General features: G+C 40.6%; 15 protein-coding genes. 11 read left to right on the forward strand and 4 right to left on the reverse strand.

Annotation, left to right across the window (positions count from 1 at the left end):
- Nucleotides 1-142: 142 nt before the first annotated feature.
- The 5 genes from H6G76_RS14320 to mgtE all read left to right on the forward strand — a co-directional run bounded on the left by H6G76_RS14320 (nucleotide 143) and on the right by mgtE (nucleotide 6,221).
- Entirely contained in the window at nucleotides 143-415 is a 273-nt protein-coding gene (locus H6G76_RS14320) for a ribbon-helix-helix domain-containing protein (protein WP_190701448.1), read from the forward strand.
- A complete protein-coding gene (locus tag H6G76_RS14325; protein WP_190701450.1) occupies nucleotides 415-771 on the forward strand; it encodes a type II toxin-antitoxin system PemK/MazF family toxin in 357 nt (118 codons plus the stop codon). The genes H6G76_RS14320 and H6G76_RS14325 overlap by 1 nt, the downstream gene beginning before the upstream one ends.
- 699 nt (nucleotides 772-1,470) lie before the next feature.
- Complete coding sequence (locus H6G76_RS14330) at nucleotides 1,471-2,844, forward strand: serine/threonine-protein kinase (RefSeq protein ID WP_190701453.1); 1,374 nt, start codon at nucleotides 1,471-1,473, stop codon at nucleotides 2,842-2,844.
- A gap of 72 nt (nucleotides 2,845-2,916) precedes the next feature.
- Complete coding sequence (locus H6G76_RS14335) at nucleotides 2,917-4,380, forward strand: ABC transporter substrate-binding protein (RefSeq protein WP_190701455.1); 1,464 nt, start codon at nucleotides 2,917-2,919, stop codon at nucleotides 4,378-4,380.
- A 488-nt stretch (nucleotides 4,381-4,868) separates the two neighbouring features.
- Nucleotides 4,869-6,221: a magnesium transporter gene (mgtE, locus tag H6G76_RS14340; RefSeq protein ID WP_190701458.1), complete on the forward strand. Its 1,353-nt coding sequence runs from the start codon at nucleotides 4,869-4,871 to the stop codon at nucleotides 6,219-6,221.
- Nucleotides 6,222-6,953: 732 nt separating this feature from the next.
- Here the strand turns inward: mgtE and gatB are convergent.
- On the reverse strand, nucleotides 6,954-8,429 hold the full coding sequence (gatB, locus tag H6G76_RS14345) for an Asp-tRNA(Asn)/Glu-tRNA(Gln) amidotransferase subunit GatB (RefSeq protein WP_190701460.1): 1,476 nt from the start codon (nucleotides 8,427-8,429) through the stop codon (nucleotides 6,954-6,956).
- A gap of 239 nt (nucleotides 8,430-8,668) precedes the next feature.
- Here gatB and H6G76_RS14350 point away from each other — a divergent pair, with 239 nt between their 5' ends.
- From H6G76_RS14350 to H6G76_RS14370, 5 genes are all read left to right on the forward strand, one after another.
- Complete coding sequence (locus tag H6G76_RS14350; protein WP_190701462.1) at nucleotides 8,669-10,048, forward strand: serine/threonine-protein kinase; 1,380 nt, start codon at nucleotides 8,669-8,671, stop codon at nucleotides 10,046-10,048.
- 210 nt (nucleotides 10,049-10,258) lie between these two features.
- Nucleotides 10,259-10,783 (forward strand): O-acetyl-ADP-ribose deacetylase, encoded by a 525-nt coding sequence (locus H6G76_RS14355; protein WP_190701464.1) that lies wholly within the window; start codon nucleotides 10,259-10,261, stop codon nucleotides 10,781-10,783.
- A gap of 110 nt (nucleotides 10,784-10,893) precedes the next feature.
- Nucleotides 10,894-12,069, forward strand: a complete 1,176-nt coding sequence (gene speY, locus H6G76_RS14360; RefSeq protein ID WP_190701465.1) for a homospermidine biosynthesis protein — start codon at nucleotides 10,894-10,896, stop codon at nucleotides 12,067-12,069.
- 306 nt (nucleotides 12,070-12,375) lie between these two features.
- Entirely contained in the window at nucleotides 12,376-12,927 is a 552-nt protein-coding gene (locus H6G76_RS14365; RefSeq protein ID WP_190701467.1) for an ISAs1 family transposase, read from the forward strand.
- A 21-nt stretch (nucleotides 12,928-12,948) separates the two neighbouring features.
- Nucleotides 12,949-13,089, forward strand: coding sequence for a hypothetical protein (locus tag H6G76_RS14370; protein ID WP_190701470.1), 141 nt, complete (start codon nucleotides 12,949-12,951; stop codon nucleotides 13,087-13,089).
- 364 nt (nucleotides 13,090-13,453) lie between these two features.
- Here the strand turns inward: H6G76_RS14370 and H6G76_RS14375 are convergent, their stop codons facing one another.
- Entirely contained in the window at nucleotides 13,454-14,938 is a 1,485-nt protein-coding gene (locus H6G76_RS14375; RefSeq protein ID WP_397333638.1) for a M16 family metallopeptidase, read from the reverse strand.
- A 49-nt stretch (nucleotides 14,939-14,987) separates the two neighbouring features.
- Entirely contained in the window at nucleotides 14,988-16,553 is a 1,566-nt protein-coding gene (locus tag H6G76_RS14380; protein ID WP_242056397.1) for a pitrilysin family protein, read from the reverse strand.
- A gap of 225 nt (nucleotides 16,554-16,778) precedes the next feature.
- Between H6G76_RS14380 and H6G76_RS14385 the strand changes: the two genes are divergently transcribed.
- A complete protein-coding gene (locus H6G76_RS14385) occupies nucleotides 16,779-17,393 on the forward strand; it encodes a TetR/AcrR family transcriptional regulator (protein ID WP_190701479.1) in 615 nt (204 codons plus the stop codon).
- Nucleotides 17,394-17,431: 38 nt separating this feature from the next.
- Here H6G76_RS14385 and H6G76_RS14390 read toward each other — a convergent pair whose 3' ends face one another.
- Nucleotides 17,432-17,881 carry a DUF4332 domain-containing protein gene (locus H6G76_RS14390; protein ID WP_190701482.1) on the reverse strand — a complete coding sequence of 150 codons (450 nt, stop codon included), beginning with the start codon at nucleotides 17,879-17,881 and terminating at the stop codon, nucleotides 17,432-17,434.
- Nucleotides 17,882-18,070: the final 189 nt, after the last annotated feature.

The raw sequence follows: 18,070 nt of genomic DNA on the forward strand, positions 1-18,070 counted from the left end.
TTTTCTATGACTTAAGAGATACTCCTTTAGGGTCAAAATTTTAGTTTATACAGAGTCTTCAGTATAACTCCAAGGGTCGAAGTACGATTAAGAGTGATATCATAGAAGTCGTCACTGAAGACATCAAAATAATCATCACTACATGAAAGCCGAATCCGTTCGCACAACACTAGCTATACCACGGGAGCTTTTAGAAGCCACTGATCAGGCAGTTTTAGAAGGCAAAGCAAGAAGTCGTAATGATTTTATGGTGCAAGCGTTACGTCGAGAATTAGCAGCACAAAAACGAGCAGCGATTGATGCTGCTTTGACAGAAATGGTCAGCGACCCTGACTATCAGGCAGAGGTACTGAAATTAGAAACTGAATTTGCCGCAGCTCAGTGGGAGGCTTTTCTGTTAGAGGAAGCTCTGTAATGAGAAGGGGTGAGGTCTATGATGCTCGCCTAGAATCAACTGAAGGTTCAGAGCAAGGAGGGACTCGCCCAGTAATTATTGTTAGCCGTGATGCAATTAATTCGTCGAGTCCGGTTGTTCTAGCAGTTCCTTGCACTACCTATCAATCAGGAAAGCGAGTTTATCCGACCCAAGTGTTAATTTTAGCACCCGATGGTGGACTCAAAAACGATTCGATCGCAATGGCAGATCAGGTGCGGGTGTTATCTAAAACCCGCTTTTTGCGTTTAAGAGGCGCAGTTTCTTATTCAGTAATGGCTCATTTGTCTCAAGCGTTGTTGATAGCGTTAGATTTACCAATCCCAGACGAAGAATAAAGCAGGCAAAATACAGGGTGAAAGCTAGTAGCTAGTAGGTTGAGTGAAGGCGCATGAGAGATAGTAACAGCAACAAGGTAAATCTCTATGCGCCGTAACCCGACACCAAAATATGACAGAACTTACGCAAGTTTCATCAGCAACTGCGGGTTTGCGCCGAGCCGAATGCCAAGAAGCTAAACTGATGTTTTAATCCTTAATGAGCTATTAAATACTAGTGTTTAAAATTACAGTATTTTACTAAAAAAAATTTAGACAGGTATAGCAGGGGACAGGTGATAGCTGACAGGTGACAGAGTTAAAAGTCTTTGAGTGTCTAAGTTTTCTCGTCTACTGATGTCCTAACACTACTGGCTATCGCTATATTTGGAAAAGAGCGATAGCAAAAATTTTTGCTCTCCTGTCTGTTCAGTTCAAAAGTTGCGTCATGCGCTCTATCTAAATAGCTCTACATTGCTTGAGGAAATTTTTTTAGCACGTTTCATATTAGCAGATGAGAGTTGGGGGTTCAACTCTCATCTGCTAATAGGGATATGTATTATAGCATACTCACTATTTTCTCTGGCTTTATCACCTATTTATTCTAAACTCCAGTCATACAAAGAGATAAGAATTATTAGGACAAAATTGCTTAAGACCAAAGAACCAGTGAATTTAATGTATATTTTTAAGTGTGAATAAAATGACACCAAAAGTTATATGATCTGCTGTTTAAACCCAGATTGTTTAAATCCGCAAAATCCTGACGGTACAAACTTTTGCCTCAGTTGTGAAACAGAGTTGGTGTCGCTACTAAGAAATCGTTACCGCATTATTCAACCACTCGGTAGAGGAGGTTTTGCGTGTACCTATCTGGCAGAGGATGTAGACAAGCTAAATGAACAATGTGTTGTGAAACAGCTAGTTCGTAGTCAATTTTATGGTAGTGGCAGTAGTAAAAGCCCAAAGAAAGCAACTGAATTATTTGAGCAAGAGGCAAAACGCCTGCAAGAATTAGGAAAACATGACCAAATTCCTACGCTATTTGCCTATTTTAAAGAAAATAACTATTTATATTTAGTGCAAGAATTTATCGAAGGGCAAAATTTATTGCAGGAGTTAAAACAACAGGGAATATTTGATGAAACTAAAATTAGGCAATTACTGAATGATTTGTTGCCTGTGTTGGAATTAATACATCAGCAACAAATCATTCATCGAGATATTAAGCCAGAAAACATAATTCACCGTCAACGTGATGGTAAGTATGTGCTGATTGATTTTGGTATATCTAAACAAAAGACCGAACTAATCAAAACTACACCAGGAACCATTATTGGCTCTTTAGGGTATGGGGCGATGGAACAAATTCAATTTGGTGAAGCTTATCCTTCTAGCGATCTCTACAGTTTAGGGATAACTTGTTTTGATCTGCTTACCAATATTCCACCATTTCAACTATGGAGTAAACAAGGCTTTAGCTGGACTAGTAATTGGCACAGTCAATTGACGCAAGTAATAAGTCCAGAATTAAGGCAAATTATGGATAAGTTATTGCAAGAAAATCATGAACAGCGTTATCAATCAGCGAGAGAAGTTTTACAGGAATTGACATTTTTAAGGGCTTCACATAGTAATATACCACACACAATCATTTCAAGTCAGCAAATATTACAGCCACAGCTACAAATTCAAAAATCTAATTCATCTCCTACTTCCTTACAGTTATCGATGCAAAAATTAATGCCTGGAGTTTTAACGGTAGGTTCGGGAGGTTCGTTATTAGCTATTGCTTTAATCAGTTTTATCGGAACTAGTTTAATTAGCTATGGATTATGGTTGCTAGTTTTAGGAATTTTACTATTTACTCAATCTCGCTCTTTATTTGAAAAAACATATTTACTTATTGTCGCTATAATTACGAATTTATTTCTTATATATATATTCCACGTATGGCAAATCAATAATCCTTTTAACTTTGGAATTAATGGATTGATAGTTATAGTTTTACTAGTCATACTTGGCGGTGTCTTGGGCTTTATGCTTTTGATGCTATCCCAAATTTTTGATAAGCTAATTAATAAATATTTTTAGTTCTAAAATTTATTTAATTTTTATATAAATTTTAATAAATGCTCGTGAATGAATAGAGGGGGTTATTATAAGATGCTTAAAGATGAGAATATTCGGTTGCTTATCTCTCTAGGGCTTGCTGGATTGACAGTAGCAGTGATTTTATGGTTGGTCAGCAAACTATCGCGTCAACCGATAGTAGTTCAGGAAAATAATTCAGATAATTCAAAAAATATTGTTAGACTACCTTTGCCAGAATGGATGAGTATAGGTGACAAGTTGTTAGTCACAGCAGACAAGACAGATGAAAAAGAAGCTGGAGTCAACGCTTTCAGATCTGGTGACTTTAGCACTGCTACTATCAAATTCCAAGCATCCTTGCAAAGCCAGCCGAATGATCCAGAGGCATTAATTTATTTAAATAATTCTAAAATTAGTGATTCAAATGCTCTCAAAGTAGCTGTAATTGCACCAATTGGTAGTAGTTTGAATGAAGCGAAAGAGACTTTACGCGGTGTAGCCCAAGCCCAAGATGAAGTTAATAAAAGCGGAGGTATTAATGGACTACCTTTACAACTGCAAATTGCTAGTTTGAATAACTTTGGACAACTTAATAAGATAGACGAGGAGTTGGTAAAAGACTCTAATCTTTTAGCAGTAGTAGGTTTTGGTCGTAACAAGAAACTTTATGAACAAAATAGTTTAGTAAGAGTTTCTCCGGGAAGTTCTCGTAATCAATCTGAAGAAAACTATGCACAAGATTTGAAAGAAAAAAAATATTTATTTAATGTAAGTCCTAATCAGAAAATTTTCAATCAAGTCTTAGCTGAATATATTGTCCAAAAAGAACGTCGTACTAATGTGGCTATTTGTAGAGATTCATCATTTAGAACAAATCAAAATACATCTAGTACGGAAAGAACAAATCAAGAAGTTTTCAAAGAATATATTACGTTGCTCAACAAAGCGGGGGGCAGAGTTATTAATACAGATTGCGATTTAGGGGCTGCCAATTTTAGAGCTAGTGATTTTATTGCTAGGGCAACAAGCGATGGTGCAGAAGCCATTCTTCTCCTGGCAAGACCTACTAATATTAATCCAGTCCTTGATGTGGCAAGAGAGAACAAAGGTAGAATGGCACTTTTTGGTTCTCAACAGCTCTACAGTGAAAGAATTTTAAAGTTTGGGCAAGGGGATGTCAAAGGTTTGGTGATTTCTGTACCTTGGCATCGTGATGCTAACCGTAGTATTAGTCAAGAAAAATCTTTTGCAGAGAAAGCCGCTCAACTTTGGGGTGGAGATGTAAGTCCGCGAACTGCTACAGCTTATGATGCAATGCAAGTGATTATCGCTGGGTTAAAAGAGGATCGTACTCGCCAAGGATTACCAAAGGTGCTATCTAATCCAAATTTTTCCACTACGGGAGCGACAGGTGAGATTAAATTTTCATCATTAGGCGATCGCCAGGGTGGAGTCTTTTTAGCCAAAATCCAGCCTTGTGAGTCAGGTAAGCGTTGTGCTTCTAGTACTGGCTACTATTTTGAACTGGTGCAGTAGAAAGTCAGTAGACCGAAAATTATGAGTGCAGTCAATCTAAAATCTAAAATTGGTTGACTTTAACTTAACGTTTTGAAGAAGAATTCTGACTCCTGAATTCTTTTTTGTTAATTTCAACCACTCTACCCTTGATTTTACTGGAAATACCCAGGCTATCTGTAAATATTTTGACTTTGTGAAGTTTGCCAGCAAATCCCCACATTTGCTTGACACAAATTTTTGCAATAGTAAAATCGTGAGTAATCAAAAGAAAATCAGGGTAATCAATAGAGTGTTTGTATGGAAAATTACTAATTCTCCTATTTGCACTCGAAATTGATCAGATCGCAAGATTCCACGTTAAGATGATCACTTAGCGATGCCTTGATTAGGTTATCGATGTTGAGTTTTTAGGATTTTATGGACAAAAGTCCACAAGACGGCAGTACGAACCTCCTCTAAGCTAGTGAGCGTGTCTCTCGGCGCGGGGGAGGCACATAGGAGGTATTATGCTTATAGAAGACATTCGTGATTCACTGTTTGCTGTCAGTGATTTAAATCAGCTTAAATGTGATTTAAATCGCTTACAACCCGTTGATGTCGGGGAATATATTACACAATTACCAGAAAAACAAAGGGCGATCGCTTTCCGCCTGTTAAATAAAGCTCAAGCAATTGATGTATTTGAATATCTACCAACAGACTTACAAGAAGAGTTAATTAATTCTCTCCATGATGTTCAGGTAGTACAAATTGTTGAGGCGATGAGTCCCGATGAACGCGCAGAATTATTTGATGAATTACCGGCTAAAGTAGTCAAAAAATTATTACAACAGTTAAGTCCAGAACAAAGGCAAGCCACAGCCACAATTCTTGGTTATCCTGAAGGCACCGCTGGCCGGGTGATGACTACAGAATATGTGCGGTTGCAAGAAGGATTGACGGTAGGTGAAGCCTTAAGTAAAATTCGCCGTCAAGACGAAGATAAAGAGTCAATTTACTACGCTTACGTTACGGACAATAACCGCAAACTGGTAAGAGTAGTTTCACTGCGTCAGTTATTGTTTACTTTTCCCGATGTATATATCCGAGATATTTCTAGCGATCGCGTCATTAAGGTAAAAACAGAAACACCTCAAGAAGAAGTTGCCCAAATCATGAAACGTTACGACTTAATCGCTATTCCTGTGGTTGACAGGGAAGAGAGATTAGTCGGGATCATCACGATTGATGATGTGATCGATATCTTAGAAGAAGAAGCTACCGAAGATATTCAAAAGTTAGCTGGTGTCAGTGGTGATGAAGAGGCTTTGTCACCTCCTTTGGTCACCATGCGTAAGCGTCTACCTTGGTTGTTAGCAATCATGGCATTGTATATAGGCGCAGCAAGTGCGATCGCCCCTTTTCAATCAGTAATTGCAGCTGTCCCAGTGTTAGCAGTTATCATGCCGATTTTTTCTAATACAGGTGGTACTGTTGGGATTCAAGCGTTAACTGTGACTATCCGGGGATTAGGAGTAGGTGAAGTCACATCAAAAGATACTTTGAAAATTCTCCGTAAAGAAATTCTGGCTGGTTTAGGTACAGCCTTGGTTCTAGGGATAACCATGACAGGACTATCAATGATTTGGGCTAAACCCGAAGAACGATGGGTAGGTTTAATTGCCGGTACAGTTATGGCTACTAATACAATGGTGGCTGTTACTCTCGGTACCCTTTTACCAATGGGTTTAAAACGCCTGAAACTAGACCCAGCTTTAGTAAGTGGCCCGTTAGTTACCACTATGTTAGATACTATTGGATTTTTGACCTTCTTAACCTTAATTTCTATAGCTTTACGGGTTTTACATTTACCACAGTAATTAGGTGCGCTGAGTCACAAAGATTAAACCAATTCGCAATTGCGAATTGGTTTAATTTATTTTGCAAATGTGAAGTTTTATCCTGATTTGCCACCGCAGATTTGAAGATCTTATGTAAACGCTGTAGGTTGCGTTATAACACGCTGTTCAACAGTTAATATGTGCGTTGATGCCGCTTGTAAGTTACTGAAAAAGGAGAGCTACTTGGGCAGCTCTCCAGATCATCAGGGTGCATCTACTTAGCACATCATATCATTTTTGCCCTGAGGAGTATCACCCATTATTTAGTTTTTTGTATAAATATTGTTAAGAATTTTCCCTTAGACTACTTAGAAATAAAAAATTGTGTAAAGCTAGTAACTTTACTTACCGTGAGTAACCATCTGACATCATAGGCAAATTTCAGCTTAATAAACTGTTACTTGCTATATCCCTAGCTCATAGAGACAGGCTAAGTTGTTAAACTATAGCCGTTTCCCAGCCGTCCCCTCCTGTGGGATAGCCAAGCCAGTAATCCTGAAATTTATCTAAAAAGACTACAAAAAAGAAAAAGGAGAGCTAGTTAGGTGGCTCTCCTCATTATTTGAGTGCATTTACTAAACACAGAATAGCGTTTAAACTGTAATGAATGTTACCTACTAAACTATGCATTTAGTAAATATACTGTGAAGAAATTCATCAGATGAGAGTTGGCAGAATGTCTAACTTCTAATGAGTTTAATTTCACTCAAGTTAGGCATTCAGCTTTTTCTCTACTAGTTCGTTAGTTAACTTCGGATCAGCACGTTTGTTGGTCTTTTTCAGAACTTGCCCAACAAAGAAACCTTTCAGGTTGGTGTTACCGCCACGATATTTTTCGAGTTCTTTGGGGTTAGCGGCAATCACTTCATCAACAATCGGTTCTAGTACACTGGGGTCAGAGATTAACTCTTGACCTGCAAAGGCTTTTTCTGGCGGTACGCCTTGGAGTAAGTCGGGCAATTTTTCTTTAGCTTGCGCGTTGCTGATTTTGCCTTTTTCAATGCGAGTGATGACATCCGCCAAGTTAGCAGGAGTTAAGCCAATCTCAGTAATACTCAATTTTTGTTTGTTGAGGTAGGCGGCGATGTCTTGCGTAATCCAGTTAGCGGCGGCTTTAGGATTTGCACCAGATGCGATCGCAGCTTCAAAATACTCTGATACGTAACGCTCTTCTGTCAAGACTCGCGTATCGTAAGCCGAAAGCCCCAACTCGTTTTCATAACGATGGCGTTTTTGGGCTGGGAGTTCTGGTAATTCGCTGCGCCAGTTTTCTAATTGCGTATCCGACACCTCGATAGGTGCTAAATCTGGTTCAGGGAAGTAACGATAATCGCTGGAACCTTCTTTAGTCCGCATACTAATTGTGCGTTGCGAACCTTCTTCCCATAAACGAGTTTCTTGGATAATGCGCTCACCTGCTTCAACGGCGGCAATTTGACGTTCAATTTCATATTCAATCGCCCGTTGAATAGCGTTGAAGGAGTTCATGTTTTTAATTTCTACCTTCGTGCCAAATTCTTTTTGCCCGACGGGACGCACAGAAATGTTGACATCGCAACGCAAAGATCCTTCTTGCATATTGCCATCACTCACGCCGAGATAGCGTAAAATTCGGCGCAATTCTTGGGCATATTCGGCTGCTTCTTGTCCAGAACGGATATCTGGTTCAGAGACAATTTCAACTAAAGGTACACCTGCACGGTTGTAGTCTACCAAAGAATAACTCGAACCAGAGAGGCGATCGCTACCTGCGTGGACTAATTTACCTGCATCTTCTTCCATATGCAGGCGGGTAATGCCAATGCGTTTGCGAACCGAATTACCATCAGCATCGACCAATTCAATTTCTAACCAACCATGTTCGGCAATAGGTAGGTCATATTGAGAAATTTGGTAATTTTTCGGTAAATCAGGATAGAAATACTGTTTACGGTCAAATTTACTATATTTAGCGATTTGACAATTTAGTGCTAAACCTGCTTTTACAGCGTACTCTAAAACTTTTTGGTTGAGTACGGGTAGAACCCCAGGTAATCCCATACAAACCGGGTCAATGTTAGTATTGGGATCAGCACCGAATGCCGTAGAGCTAGAGGAAAAGATTTTGGTATTCGTACTGAGCTGACAATGGGTTTCCAAACCAATAATCGCTTCATACTCTGTTTTGACTGGAGTAGCAGAAGTCATAATATGCTAAATTTCAACCAATTTACACGTAGATTACTATTTTAGCCATTGCCGGATAGTTATTCATTCAGGCCGCAGGAGAGAGGGTTTTACCTTTCTGCACAGATGCGCCCCATAATAACTGATCAGCAGGACATGATATTAGTGAGTATGGGGTAGTAAAAACAATTTAAGTATCTTTTTTGTGTCAATTTTAGTAGTTGTGTCAAGATTAAGTTAAGGCTTGGACAAGTCATACAATGTTAGGAACTCTATTAGCCGGGCGTTATCAAGTCCGCCAAATATTGGGTAGAGGCGGATTTGGTCAAACTTATATTGCCCTAGATACCCACCGCCCTGGTGATCCTAAATGTGTCGTTAAGCACTTTCACCCTGTCACCTATAACCCTGGGTTTATGGAAACTGCTAGACGACTCTTCAATAGTGAAGCAGAAATACTAGAAAAACTTGGCTACCATGATCAAATCCCCCGGCTTTTAGCATACTTTGAAGAAAACCGAGAGTTTTTCTTGGTGCAAGAGTTTATTGAAGGGCATTCTCTGAAACTAGAAATGCTACCAGATCAACCTTGGACAGAAGGCAAAGTTATACTATTTCTGCACCAAGTCTTAGATATTTTAAAATTTATTCACCTTCATCATGTTATCCATCGAGATATCAAACCAGACAATATTATTAGAAGACTGCAAGATAGTAAGTTAGTGCTAATTGACTTTGGCTCAGTCAAGCAAGTGCAAACTAAAATGGTGACTCTTGCTGAACAAACAGAGATAACTGTTGCTATTGGTACACCTGGATATATGCCCATAGAACAGGTAATGGGTAAACCACATCCTAACAGTGATATTTATTCTTTGGGTATTGTTGCTATTCAAGCACTCACTGGTTTACATCCTAGAGAACTAGAAGTTAACGCATATCCAGGAGAGATTGTTTGGCAACACAAAGCAAAAGTAAGTCCAGAGTTAGCAAATTTATTGTCTAAGATGGTGTTAAATAACTGCAAAGAACGCTATCAGACTGCAATAGAAGTTTTAGAGGATTTACAACAAAATTTTCATCATCAAGCACATACTCAAAGCACCATAACATCAACTCCGACCCTGCCGCCTGAAATTTTACTAGCTCAACAAGAAGTAACACAAATAAATAATAGCTCTATTCTTTCTAAAGAAAAGTATAAAGCTATAGAACATCTATTTTTAAGATTTGTTGGGCCTATAGCCCAAACTTTGTTGCGACGCGCCGCTTCAGCACAGAGTTATCAAGAGTTAATAGATAATTTGATAGTTCATGTAGCACAGTCTCAACAAACTCAATTTAAACAAGAAGCAATGTTGCTACTTGAGCAATCAACTATTCCTACTACTAAAACTCCTACTCAGAAGTTGCCACAAAAGGTGCAACAAGTAATCACCTCAGATATTGACGATGCCTTTGTGCTGCAATGTGAACGAGAATTAATAGATTTAATTGGGCCAATTGCTCGTTTGTTAATTCAAAAAGCTATAAAAACTTCTAATCTGACAATTTCTCGTGAGGAATTGGTGAAAATTTTAGCTGCACACGTTCCAGATACTCAAAAAGCTATACAGTTCCAGCAGCGTCTACTTTCTTAGATAAATTTTGAATGTTGATACCAATTTAATGTAAGTAAGTAGGTGGGAAAAACCAAAACTATGTTAAGAAAGGTTAATCAGGCAGAAACCCTCTTTCCTCCTGCCTCCTGCCTTTTCCCAACTACAAATATTTACGCCGTTCTACTTAATGTGCATCTTTACAGAGAATAGGTATGACAATTTGAAAAACAGCCTATAAATCTAAATATTATGAAGCAAATAGAAATCATTCAAGGTGATATTACTCAGTTAGCTGTAGATGCAATTGTGAACGCTGCTAATAGTTCTTTATTGGGTGGTGGCGGTGTGGATGGTGCAATTCACCGTGCAGCAGGGTCAGAACTACTGGCAGAATGTCGGCAGTTAAGAGGTTGTGCCACTGGTGAAGCAAAGATTACAAAAGGTTACAACCTGCCTGCAAAATGGGTAATTCATACTGTTGGGCCAGTGTGGGAAGGTGGCAATGATGGAGAGGATGAGTTACTAGCTAATTGCTACCGCCATAGTTTAGCTTTAGCAGCACAATATCAAATTAAAACTATTGCTTTTCCTGCTATTAGCACGGGTGTTTATCGATTCCCGATGGAACGCGCCAGTAAAATTGCGATCGCAGAAGTTAAAAAGTTTTTTGCCCAGCCAAGCTCCCTACAACAAGTGATTTTTGTATGTTTTGGGCAAACTGCCTATGATTCGTACACCAAGGCAATGCAAGAAGTTACTGAAAATAGGGGATAGGTGACAGGGGACAGGTGAGAGGGAATAGAGTTAAAAGTCTTGTGGCTGTCTTGCCGCCGTGATTGTTGCTATAACATAAGATTCGGCGTGTTACTGTTCGGGAGTGCAAAATGTCAAAACAGCGTGGTCAAAAAATCGCACCTACACCCATAACATCTGATATTGGGGTAGTGGATTTAATTAATAATTACTTCACAGCTTACAACTCAGCACGTTTGCGGGAAGCTTGCCAACTCCTGAGTAAAGATGTACTTCAGGATGGCGTGACTGTGGGTGTTAGTCTTTCTGGTGCGATGACACCAGCAGGATTTGGGGTTTCAGCACTAGCACCCTTAATTCGCAACGGTTTTATTGACTGGATGATTAGCACCGGGGCAAACCTTTACCATGATATGCATTATGGGTTGGGCTTTGAACTATTCGCTGGTAATCCATTTGTGGATGATGTCAAACTGCGTGAAGAAGGTACTATCCGAATTTATGACATTGTTTTTGGCTACGATGTATTGTTAGAAACCGATGCTTTCATTCGCAAAATTTTGCAAGCTGAACCTTTCCAAAAGCGGATGGGAACAGCAGAATTTCATTATCTTTTAGGTAAGTATGTCCGGGAAGTAGAAAAGCAGTTGGGAGTGCAGCATTCTTGCTTGTTGGCGACAGCTTATGAATATGGCGTACCAATTTACACTTCTTCTCCTGGGGATAGTTCGATTGGGATGAACGTTGCAGCTTTGGCGTTAGAAGGTTCGCAATTAATCTTAGATCCGTCAATTGATGTGAATGAGACAGCTGCGATCGCCTACAATGCAAGAGAAGGAGACGGTAAAAGTGCAGCCGTGATTCTGGGCGGTGGTAGTCCTAAAAATTTCTTACTGCAAACTCAACCGCAAATTCATGAGGTACTAGGATTAGAAGAACGCGGACATGATTTCTTTGTCCAGTTTACGGATGCACGTCCTGATACTGGCGGTTTGTCTGGGGCGACTCCATCAGAAGCAGTTAGCTGGGGTAAGATTGACCCAGAAGAATTGCCTAGCACAATTGTTTGTTATACCGATAGCACGATCGCTTTACCATTAGTGACAGCCTACGTGATGAATCAATGTTCACCTCGTCCCTTAAAGCGGTTGTACGATCAAAGAGAAGCAATGTTAGCCACCTTACAAAAAGATTATCTCGCAGCTAAAACGCAATCATCAGATAAAGTACCAGCCGTGATGGTTGAAGATGCAGCCCAAGGTGTTGCAACTTATCCCTGTGGTCGATTGATTCCTAATAATTCTTAAGTAGAGGCTAGGGGTTAGGGGTTAGGGGTTAGAGGCTAGGGGCTAGAGAAGAATTTATCTAACTTTTAACGTGAGTTCGACCGATGATAAAGAACCCCTCTCCAAACCTCTCCCCGAAGCAGGGAGAGGCTTAGAAAGCTTAATTTTTTGTTCCTAACCAAGATATTAAAGCCCCTCTCCGTCTCGGAGAGGGGTTGGGGAGAGGTTCATCGAACTCACGTTAACTTTTAATTCCTATTCCCCTTCTTCTTCCCAAGTTACAATTTTTTTGATTTAGAATCATCATTCCCGAACTGTTCAACGCCAATGCAAGGTCTTTGCCGTGACCATATTTCACAACAATGGGCTGGACTTAAGGCTTTTGTAGTCGTGGAAAGAACTGCTATCCGTAATGGTCAACCTTGCCATGAACAACAGTTTTATATTGGTAGTTTAATTGAAGATGCACAGCAGTTACTGGCTGACACTGTGGGGCATTGGGGAATTGAAAATCGATTGCATTGGGTGAGAGAGGTACCATTTAAAGAAGACTTCCCGCTACGACGTGGCGGGAATGCACCCGTCAATTGGGCTATTCTGCACAACTTCTTGATTACGAGCGCTCGTTTTTTGGTTTCCGTACTATTCCCCAAGCTCAACGTGCTTTGTCTAATCAACTCGATCTGGTTTTTTCTCTCTTTGTATGAAACCACCCTGCTTTTTAAGGGGAGCCAGCGCCGTAGGCGGGTTTCCCGACTTGAGGCGACTGGCGTGGATTTAGGGGGATCAATACTAATGATGTTTGCTTCAATCTTAAGCTTGAATATTGCAACTTTAACCATTAATGTTATCGCTTTAATCGTCAACATTGTCACTTAAAGGCTTAATGTGACGACTTTAATGGTTAACGTTGTAGCTTTAAGAGTCAACGTTATAACTTTAAGCCTTAATGTTGTAACTTTAATGGTTAACGTTGTAGCTTTAAGAGTTAACGTCATCACTTTAAGCCTTAATGTTGTAACTTTAATGGTCAACCAATAAGCTAATAATCACTTAATTTGCTTGTTGAGACCGCAAGGGGAGCCAGCGCGTTGGGCGGGTTTCCCGACTTGAAGCGACTGGCGTGGCAGGGGAGCAGAGGAGCCGGGGAGAAGGTTTGAAGTTTTTCCCTAAAATTCCAATTGTGCAACTTGTAAGCACAAAAGCTTACCTTTCGGTTAAGGGGGAAAGGGGAAACCCTCTTCGTACCCGTCGCTGGCTCACCTTTTCCCCAAACCAAATTCTTAGTTCAAAATGCTTATCCGTACCGTATTGGAGAGTGGGGAGTAAGAATACAGGATTAATTCATGATTTGAAAGATCATCAATTTCTATAGAGACGTTGCATTGCAACATCTCTACAAAGATTAATTCTTGGCTTGTGGTTGTACGCCGGGAATTGTTACGTCTATTGGCGTGACCTGTGTTGCTAACCCTGTTAATGGTGGTTTAATTGTGGTTTGATTCCCCACAACCAGAGTTACCAGATTTTCTGGTTTGAGATATTTTTTGGCTACCCGTTGTACATCAGCTGCTGTGGTGGCTGCGACAGCTTTTTGATAGCGAAACAAAAAGTCTGAGGGGTAGCCGTAATATTCATATCGCATCAGCCGTGATAAGGTTTGGCTGGGATCTTGAAAGTTGAACACGAAAGAGTTGAGAGTAGAGTCTTTCGCATAAGCAAGTTCTTGGGCTGATACTGGTTGTTCTTGGATGCGTTTAATTTGGTCTTGTATAGATTTGACAAACAGCACGGTAGCATCAGAACGGGTTTGTCCACCAGCTAAGAAAATGCCAGGGTAGTCAAAGCGAGGACTCCAGTAACCATATACAGAGTAAGCTAAACCTTGACGCGATCGCACTTCATTAAATAAGCGTCCGCCAAACCCATTCCACACTCCACTCAACACATCTAATGCGGCATAGTCGGGATTGTTAAATTGACCGCCTAAATGCCCTATCAGTACACTGCTTTGAGTAAGTTGCGGCTGGTTGACAAAGAATACTCCACCTTTATTAGCTGCTTGTACTTCTGGTAACTGCGACTTAGTGATTTTGGGGTTGCGTTGCCAATTACCCAAATTCGCTTGAATGAGCGATCGCATTTTTTTGGAGTCAAAATCCCCAACAACCCCCAAAATCATATTATTGGGGTGAAAATATCGCTGGTAAAACTGTACCAAATCATCCCGGTTAATTTTATCCAAAGTGGCATATTCTACTGTCCGGGCGTAAGGGCTTTCTTTGCCATAAATCAATTTCTTGAATTCTCGATTTGCAATACTGTCAGGATCATCATTCCGCCGCGCAATGCCGCCTTTTACCTGCGTTTTCGCTAAGTCGAGTTTTTCTTGGGCAAAAACTGGCTCTCGTAGCACTTTGGCAAACAGACCAAACACCGTTTCTACATCTTCAGTCAATGCTTCAAAGCTGGCACTACCTGAAGCTTCACCAATGCTAGTTTCTACAGATGCAGCTCGCTGTTCTAGAATTTCATTGAGTTCATCTGGCGAATGCTTTATAGTACCGCCAGTCCGCATCACTGTGCCTGTCAAACCAGCTAACCCAACTTTTTCGGCTGGTTCCCAACGGCTACCTGTACGCACCAACGCTGTACCACTAACTAACGGTAGTTCATGATCCTCCATTAAATACACAACCATACCGTTGCGTAACACAAACCGCTCATACTTCGGTATCTTGACCGTAGGTAGTGGTGGTAATTGCAATTCGGTGTAATGCTTGGCTTCTGCTTTCGCCGCTAGAGAAAAGTTAAAAGTAGAAAGGAAAAAGGCAATAGCCATCATTAAGGCATATATCAACCTCTTGCTATGAAAAATTGAGAATTTCATCTGCCTTTTACCCTTCACCGTGTACCTGTGCATATCTGTATTTATCTCCTCATCCTTTTTTAGACAACAGCTTGCCAATGGTGCGATTTTCTGGCGTAAATGTTGCCTTTGCCACTCGCTGAACGTCCGCAGGAGTCACCGCCGCAATTTCATCTAACTGCTTAAACAAGTTCTGCCAAGAGCCGGTTTTGACTTCATATTCCAACAACAACTGAGCCATACCCGCATTTGAATCGAGGCTACGTAATAAATCTGCCCTAGCTTGGGTTTTTACACGCTGTAATTCAACTGCTGTGACTGGTTGATTTCTTAAGTTCTCAATTTCCTGACGTAAACCTGTTGCTAATTCATCAACAGTCCGGCCGGGAGCCGTCAGCGCATAAAATAGCATAAGATTAGGATATTTATCTCCGGGAAATCCACTTTGACCTTGAGCATTCAGTGCCAAACGCTGTTTTTCGACCAAAGATTTATACAGTCGGGATGTGCGCCCATCACTCAACAGTCTGCTGATAATTTCATAAACAGCATTATCTGGATGGGTAATTGCTGGACGGTGATAACCTTCTAAATACCAAGGTTGAGAAGGTAGTTCTAAAGACACTTCTCGTGTTTCGGTTTGCTTGGGTTCAACCGGAAGTTTTGATTGGGGTTTGGCTTTGGGTTGAAAGCGTCCAAAGTAAATTTGCGCCAGTCGTTGTACTTCCTTGGGGTTGACATCACCAACAACTGCGATCGCAATATTATTAGGTGCATAGTAAGTATCAAAAAACTTCTGCACATCCTCTGGTGTCAGACCGCGAATATCTTGGTCATAACCAATTACTGGCCGTCTGTATGGATGAACTTTGTAAGCCGTATCGATAAATTTCTCCACCATTTGGCCAATAGGTGAATTTTCTACCCGTAAACGGCGTTCCTCCAAAATTACATCTTTTTCTTTATAAAACTCCCGGCTGAGTACAGGTTCCAAAAATCGCTCAGACTCCAAAGACATCCAAAGTTCTAACTTATTTGATGGAAAGCTATAAAAATAACGAGTCGCTTCTGTGGAAGTAGTAGCATTTAAACCTACCCCTCCCGCTTGTTCGACAATTTGCCCCATCTTGTTCTGCTCGACAAGGTTACCTGCTTGCGCTTCCAGTTGTTTAAATTCAGCTTCTAACCGCGCAACTTCATCATTTTTACCATCGGCTTTCGCAGTTCTGATTTGAGCGTCCAACTGCTCTAAGCGATCAAGTAAAGGTTTTTCGGCTTTGTAATTTTTCGTACCAATCCGGGTTGTGCCTTTAAAAGCCAAATGTTCCAGAAAATGGGCTACACCAGTTTTCCCGTCTGGCTCATCTACACCACCGACATCTGCATAGGTAAGAAAAGAAACTACAGGTGCTTGATGGCGTTCTAAAACAATGAACTTCATGCCATTGTCTAGGCGAAACTCGCTTAACTCCTTAACAACCCGATCCAAATAAGGCTGAATCGAATTTTTAGGTGCTGGTGACGGCGTTTTGCCCGGTTGTATTGTTCTGGTGGGCGGAGGTGCAGTTTGGGTTTGCGCTAAAGCCATTTCTGGCAGCGTTCCCCACACTAGGCTTGTAATCAGAAAAAACGTCATAAACAGCCGAGACAGTTTTGCAGATGCGGCATTTGACCAATTTAAAACTGCTCGTAGGCTACTGAAATGATTCATAAGCAATAACTAGGTAAAATTCCCTTACCTGAGAAACAGGTGAATAAATCAACAGGGCGTTAATCTTGTATTAAGCTTTTTATGCTTTTTGTACTCGACGGTAGACAATAATGCTACAAATCCTGTTCCGGATATCTGGCAGTAAATGTTATGCGAGTTTTTAATTCTCCTCCTCCCTCAGAAGCACAAACACGTACCCGTATTTTACAAGCGGCAAGGCGGTTGTTTGCCTCGCAAGGATTTGACGGTACTACTACCCGCGACTTAGCACAAGCGGCTGGGGTAGCAGAGGGTACATTATTCCGCCATTTTCCTAATAAAAAAGCAATTTTGGTGGAAGTGGCGACAAGTGGCTGGGTGGAGATTCTCACAGATTTACTCACAGAATTAAGCGAAATGGGCAGCTATAAAGCTGTTGCTCAAGTGATGCGCCGGCGGATGTGGAATTTTCAAAAAAATGCTGATTTGATGCGGGTGTGTTTTATGGAGGTGCAGTTTCACCCCGATTTACGCGATCGCATTCAAATAGAAGTCATTAATAAAATGACTGATGTCGCTGAAGCATTCTTCCAAACGGCAATGGATAGAGGCATTTATCGCCAAACAGATGCCAAACTTGTCGCTAAAGTATTCCTCGGAATGTTTGCGATCGCTGGTTTTTCTAACAACACCCTCATGGAACCCGACGCTTCTCCCCAAGAAATGCAGCAAATGGCCGAAGGACTCGCTGACATATTTCTTAACGGAGTTTTAGCGAAAGAATAATCACCAATAACCAATGACAAATGACCATTGACTATTAACTATTGACCAATGACTATCTTTGCCTGTTGACTCCATTGTTGAACTAACTCAACTGATGGACACAAATCTCGGCGTTGTAAAGTTGCTACTTGCAAACGCATAATTTGTCTATGCAACCTATGAGTCGGCGTTTGAGCTAACTGCGCTACGGAACCGATACCTGCATGGAGCAATAAACCACAATATTGCGTACCAACACTAGGAATCCGCGATAAATCAGCTAAAGCCACCCATTTATTTACATATTGCAGATGAACTTGTAATTTACTCGCTAAAGCTACCTTAGCTTCAGGTGTTTTTCCTTGATTAAATAGTTTTTCTGTAGTTTCAATTCCGCAACTTTGAAGTTGAGATTGTTGCTCATGGCTCAATCCCGGTAATTGTTCAATCGGCCAATCACAAGATTGACGCAAACTTTTAGTTTTTATAGGAATAGGTTTAGCAGACATTTTACTCAAGAAAATATGGACACTAATTATATTGTGGCTTGTCAGCCAGAAGGCAAAGACAATATCACAAAAAGATAATTAGGTCAATTAGGCGATCGCGCTTTGTTTAGTTAATTCTTCAAAAAGAATATCTGCCAAAATAGCCAAGGTCATGAGGTTCTCAGTAAAACAAATCTTTCACCTGTAACC

It is taken from the genome of Nostoc sp. FACHB-152 (genome assembly GCF_014697475.1).
Lineage (GTDB): Bacteria > Cyanobacteriota > Cyanobacteriia > Cyanobacteriales > Nostocaceae > Nostoc_B.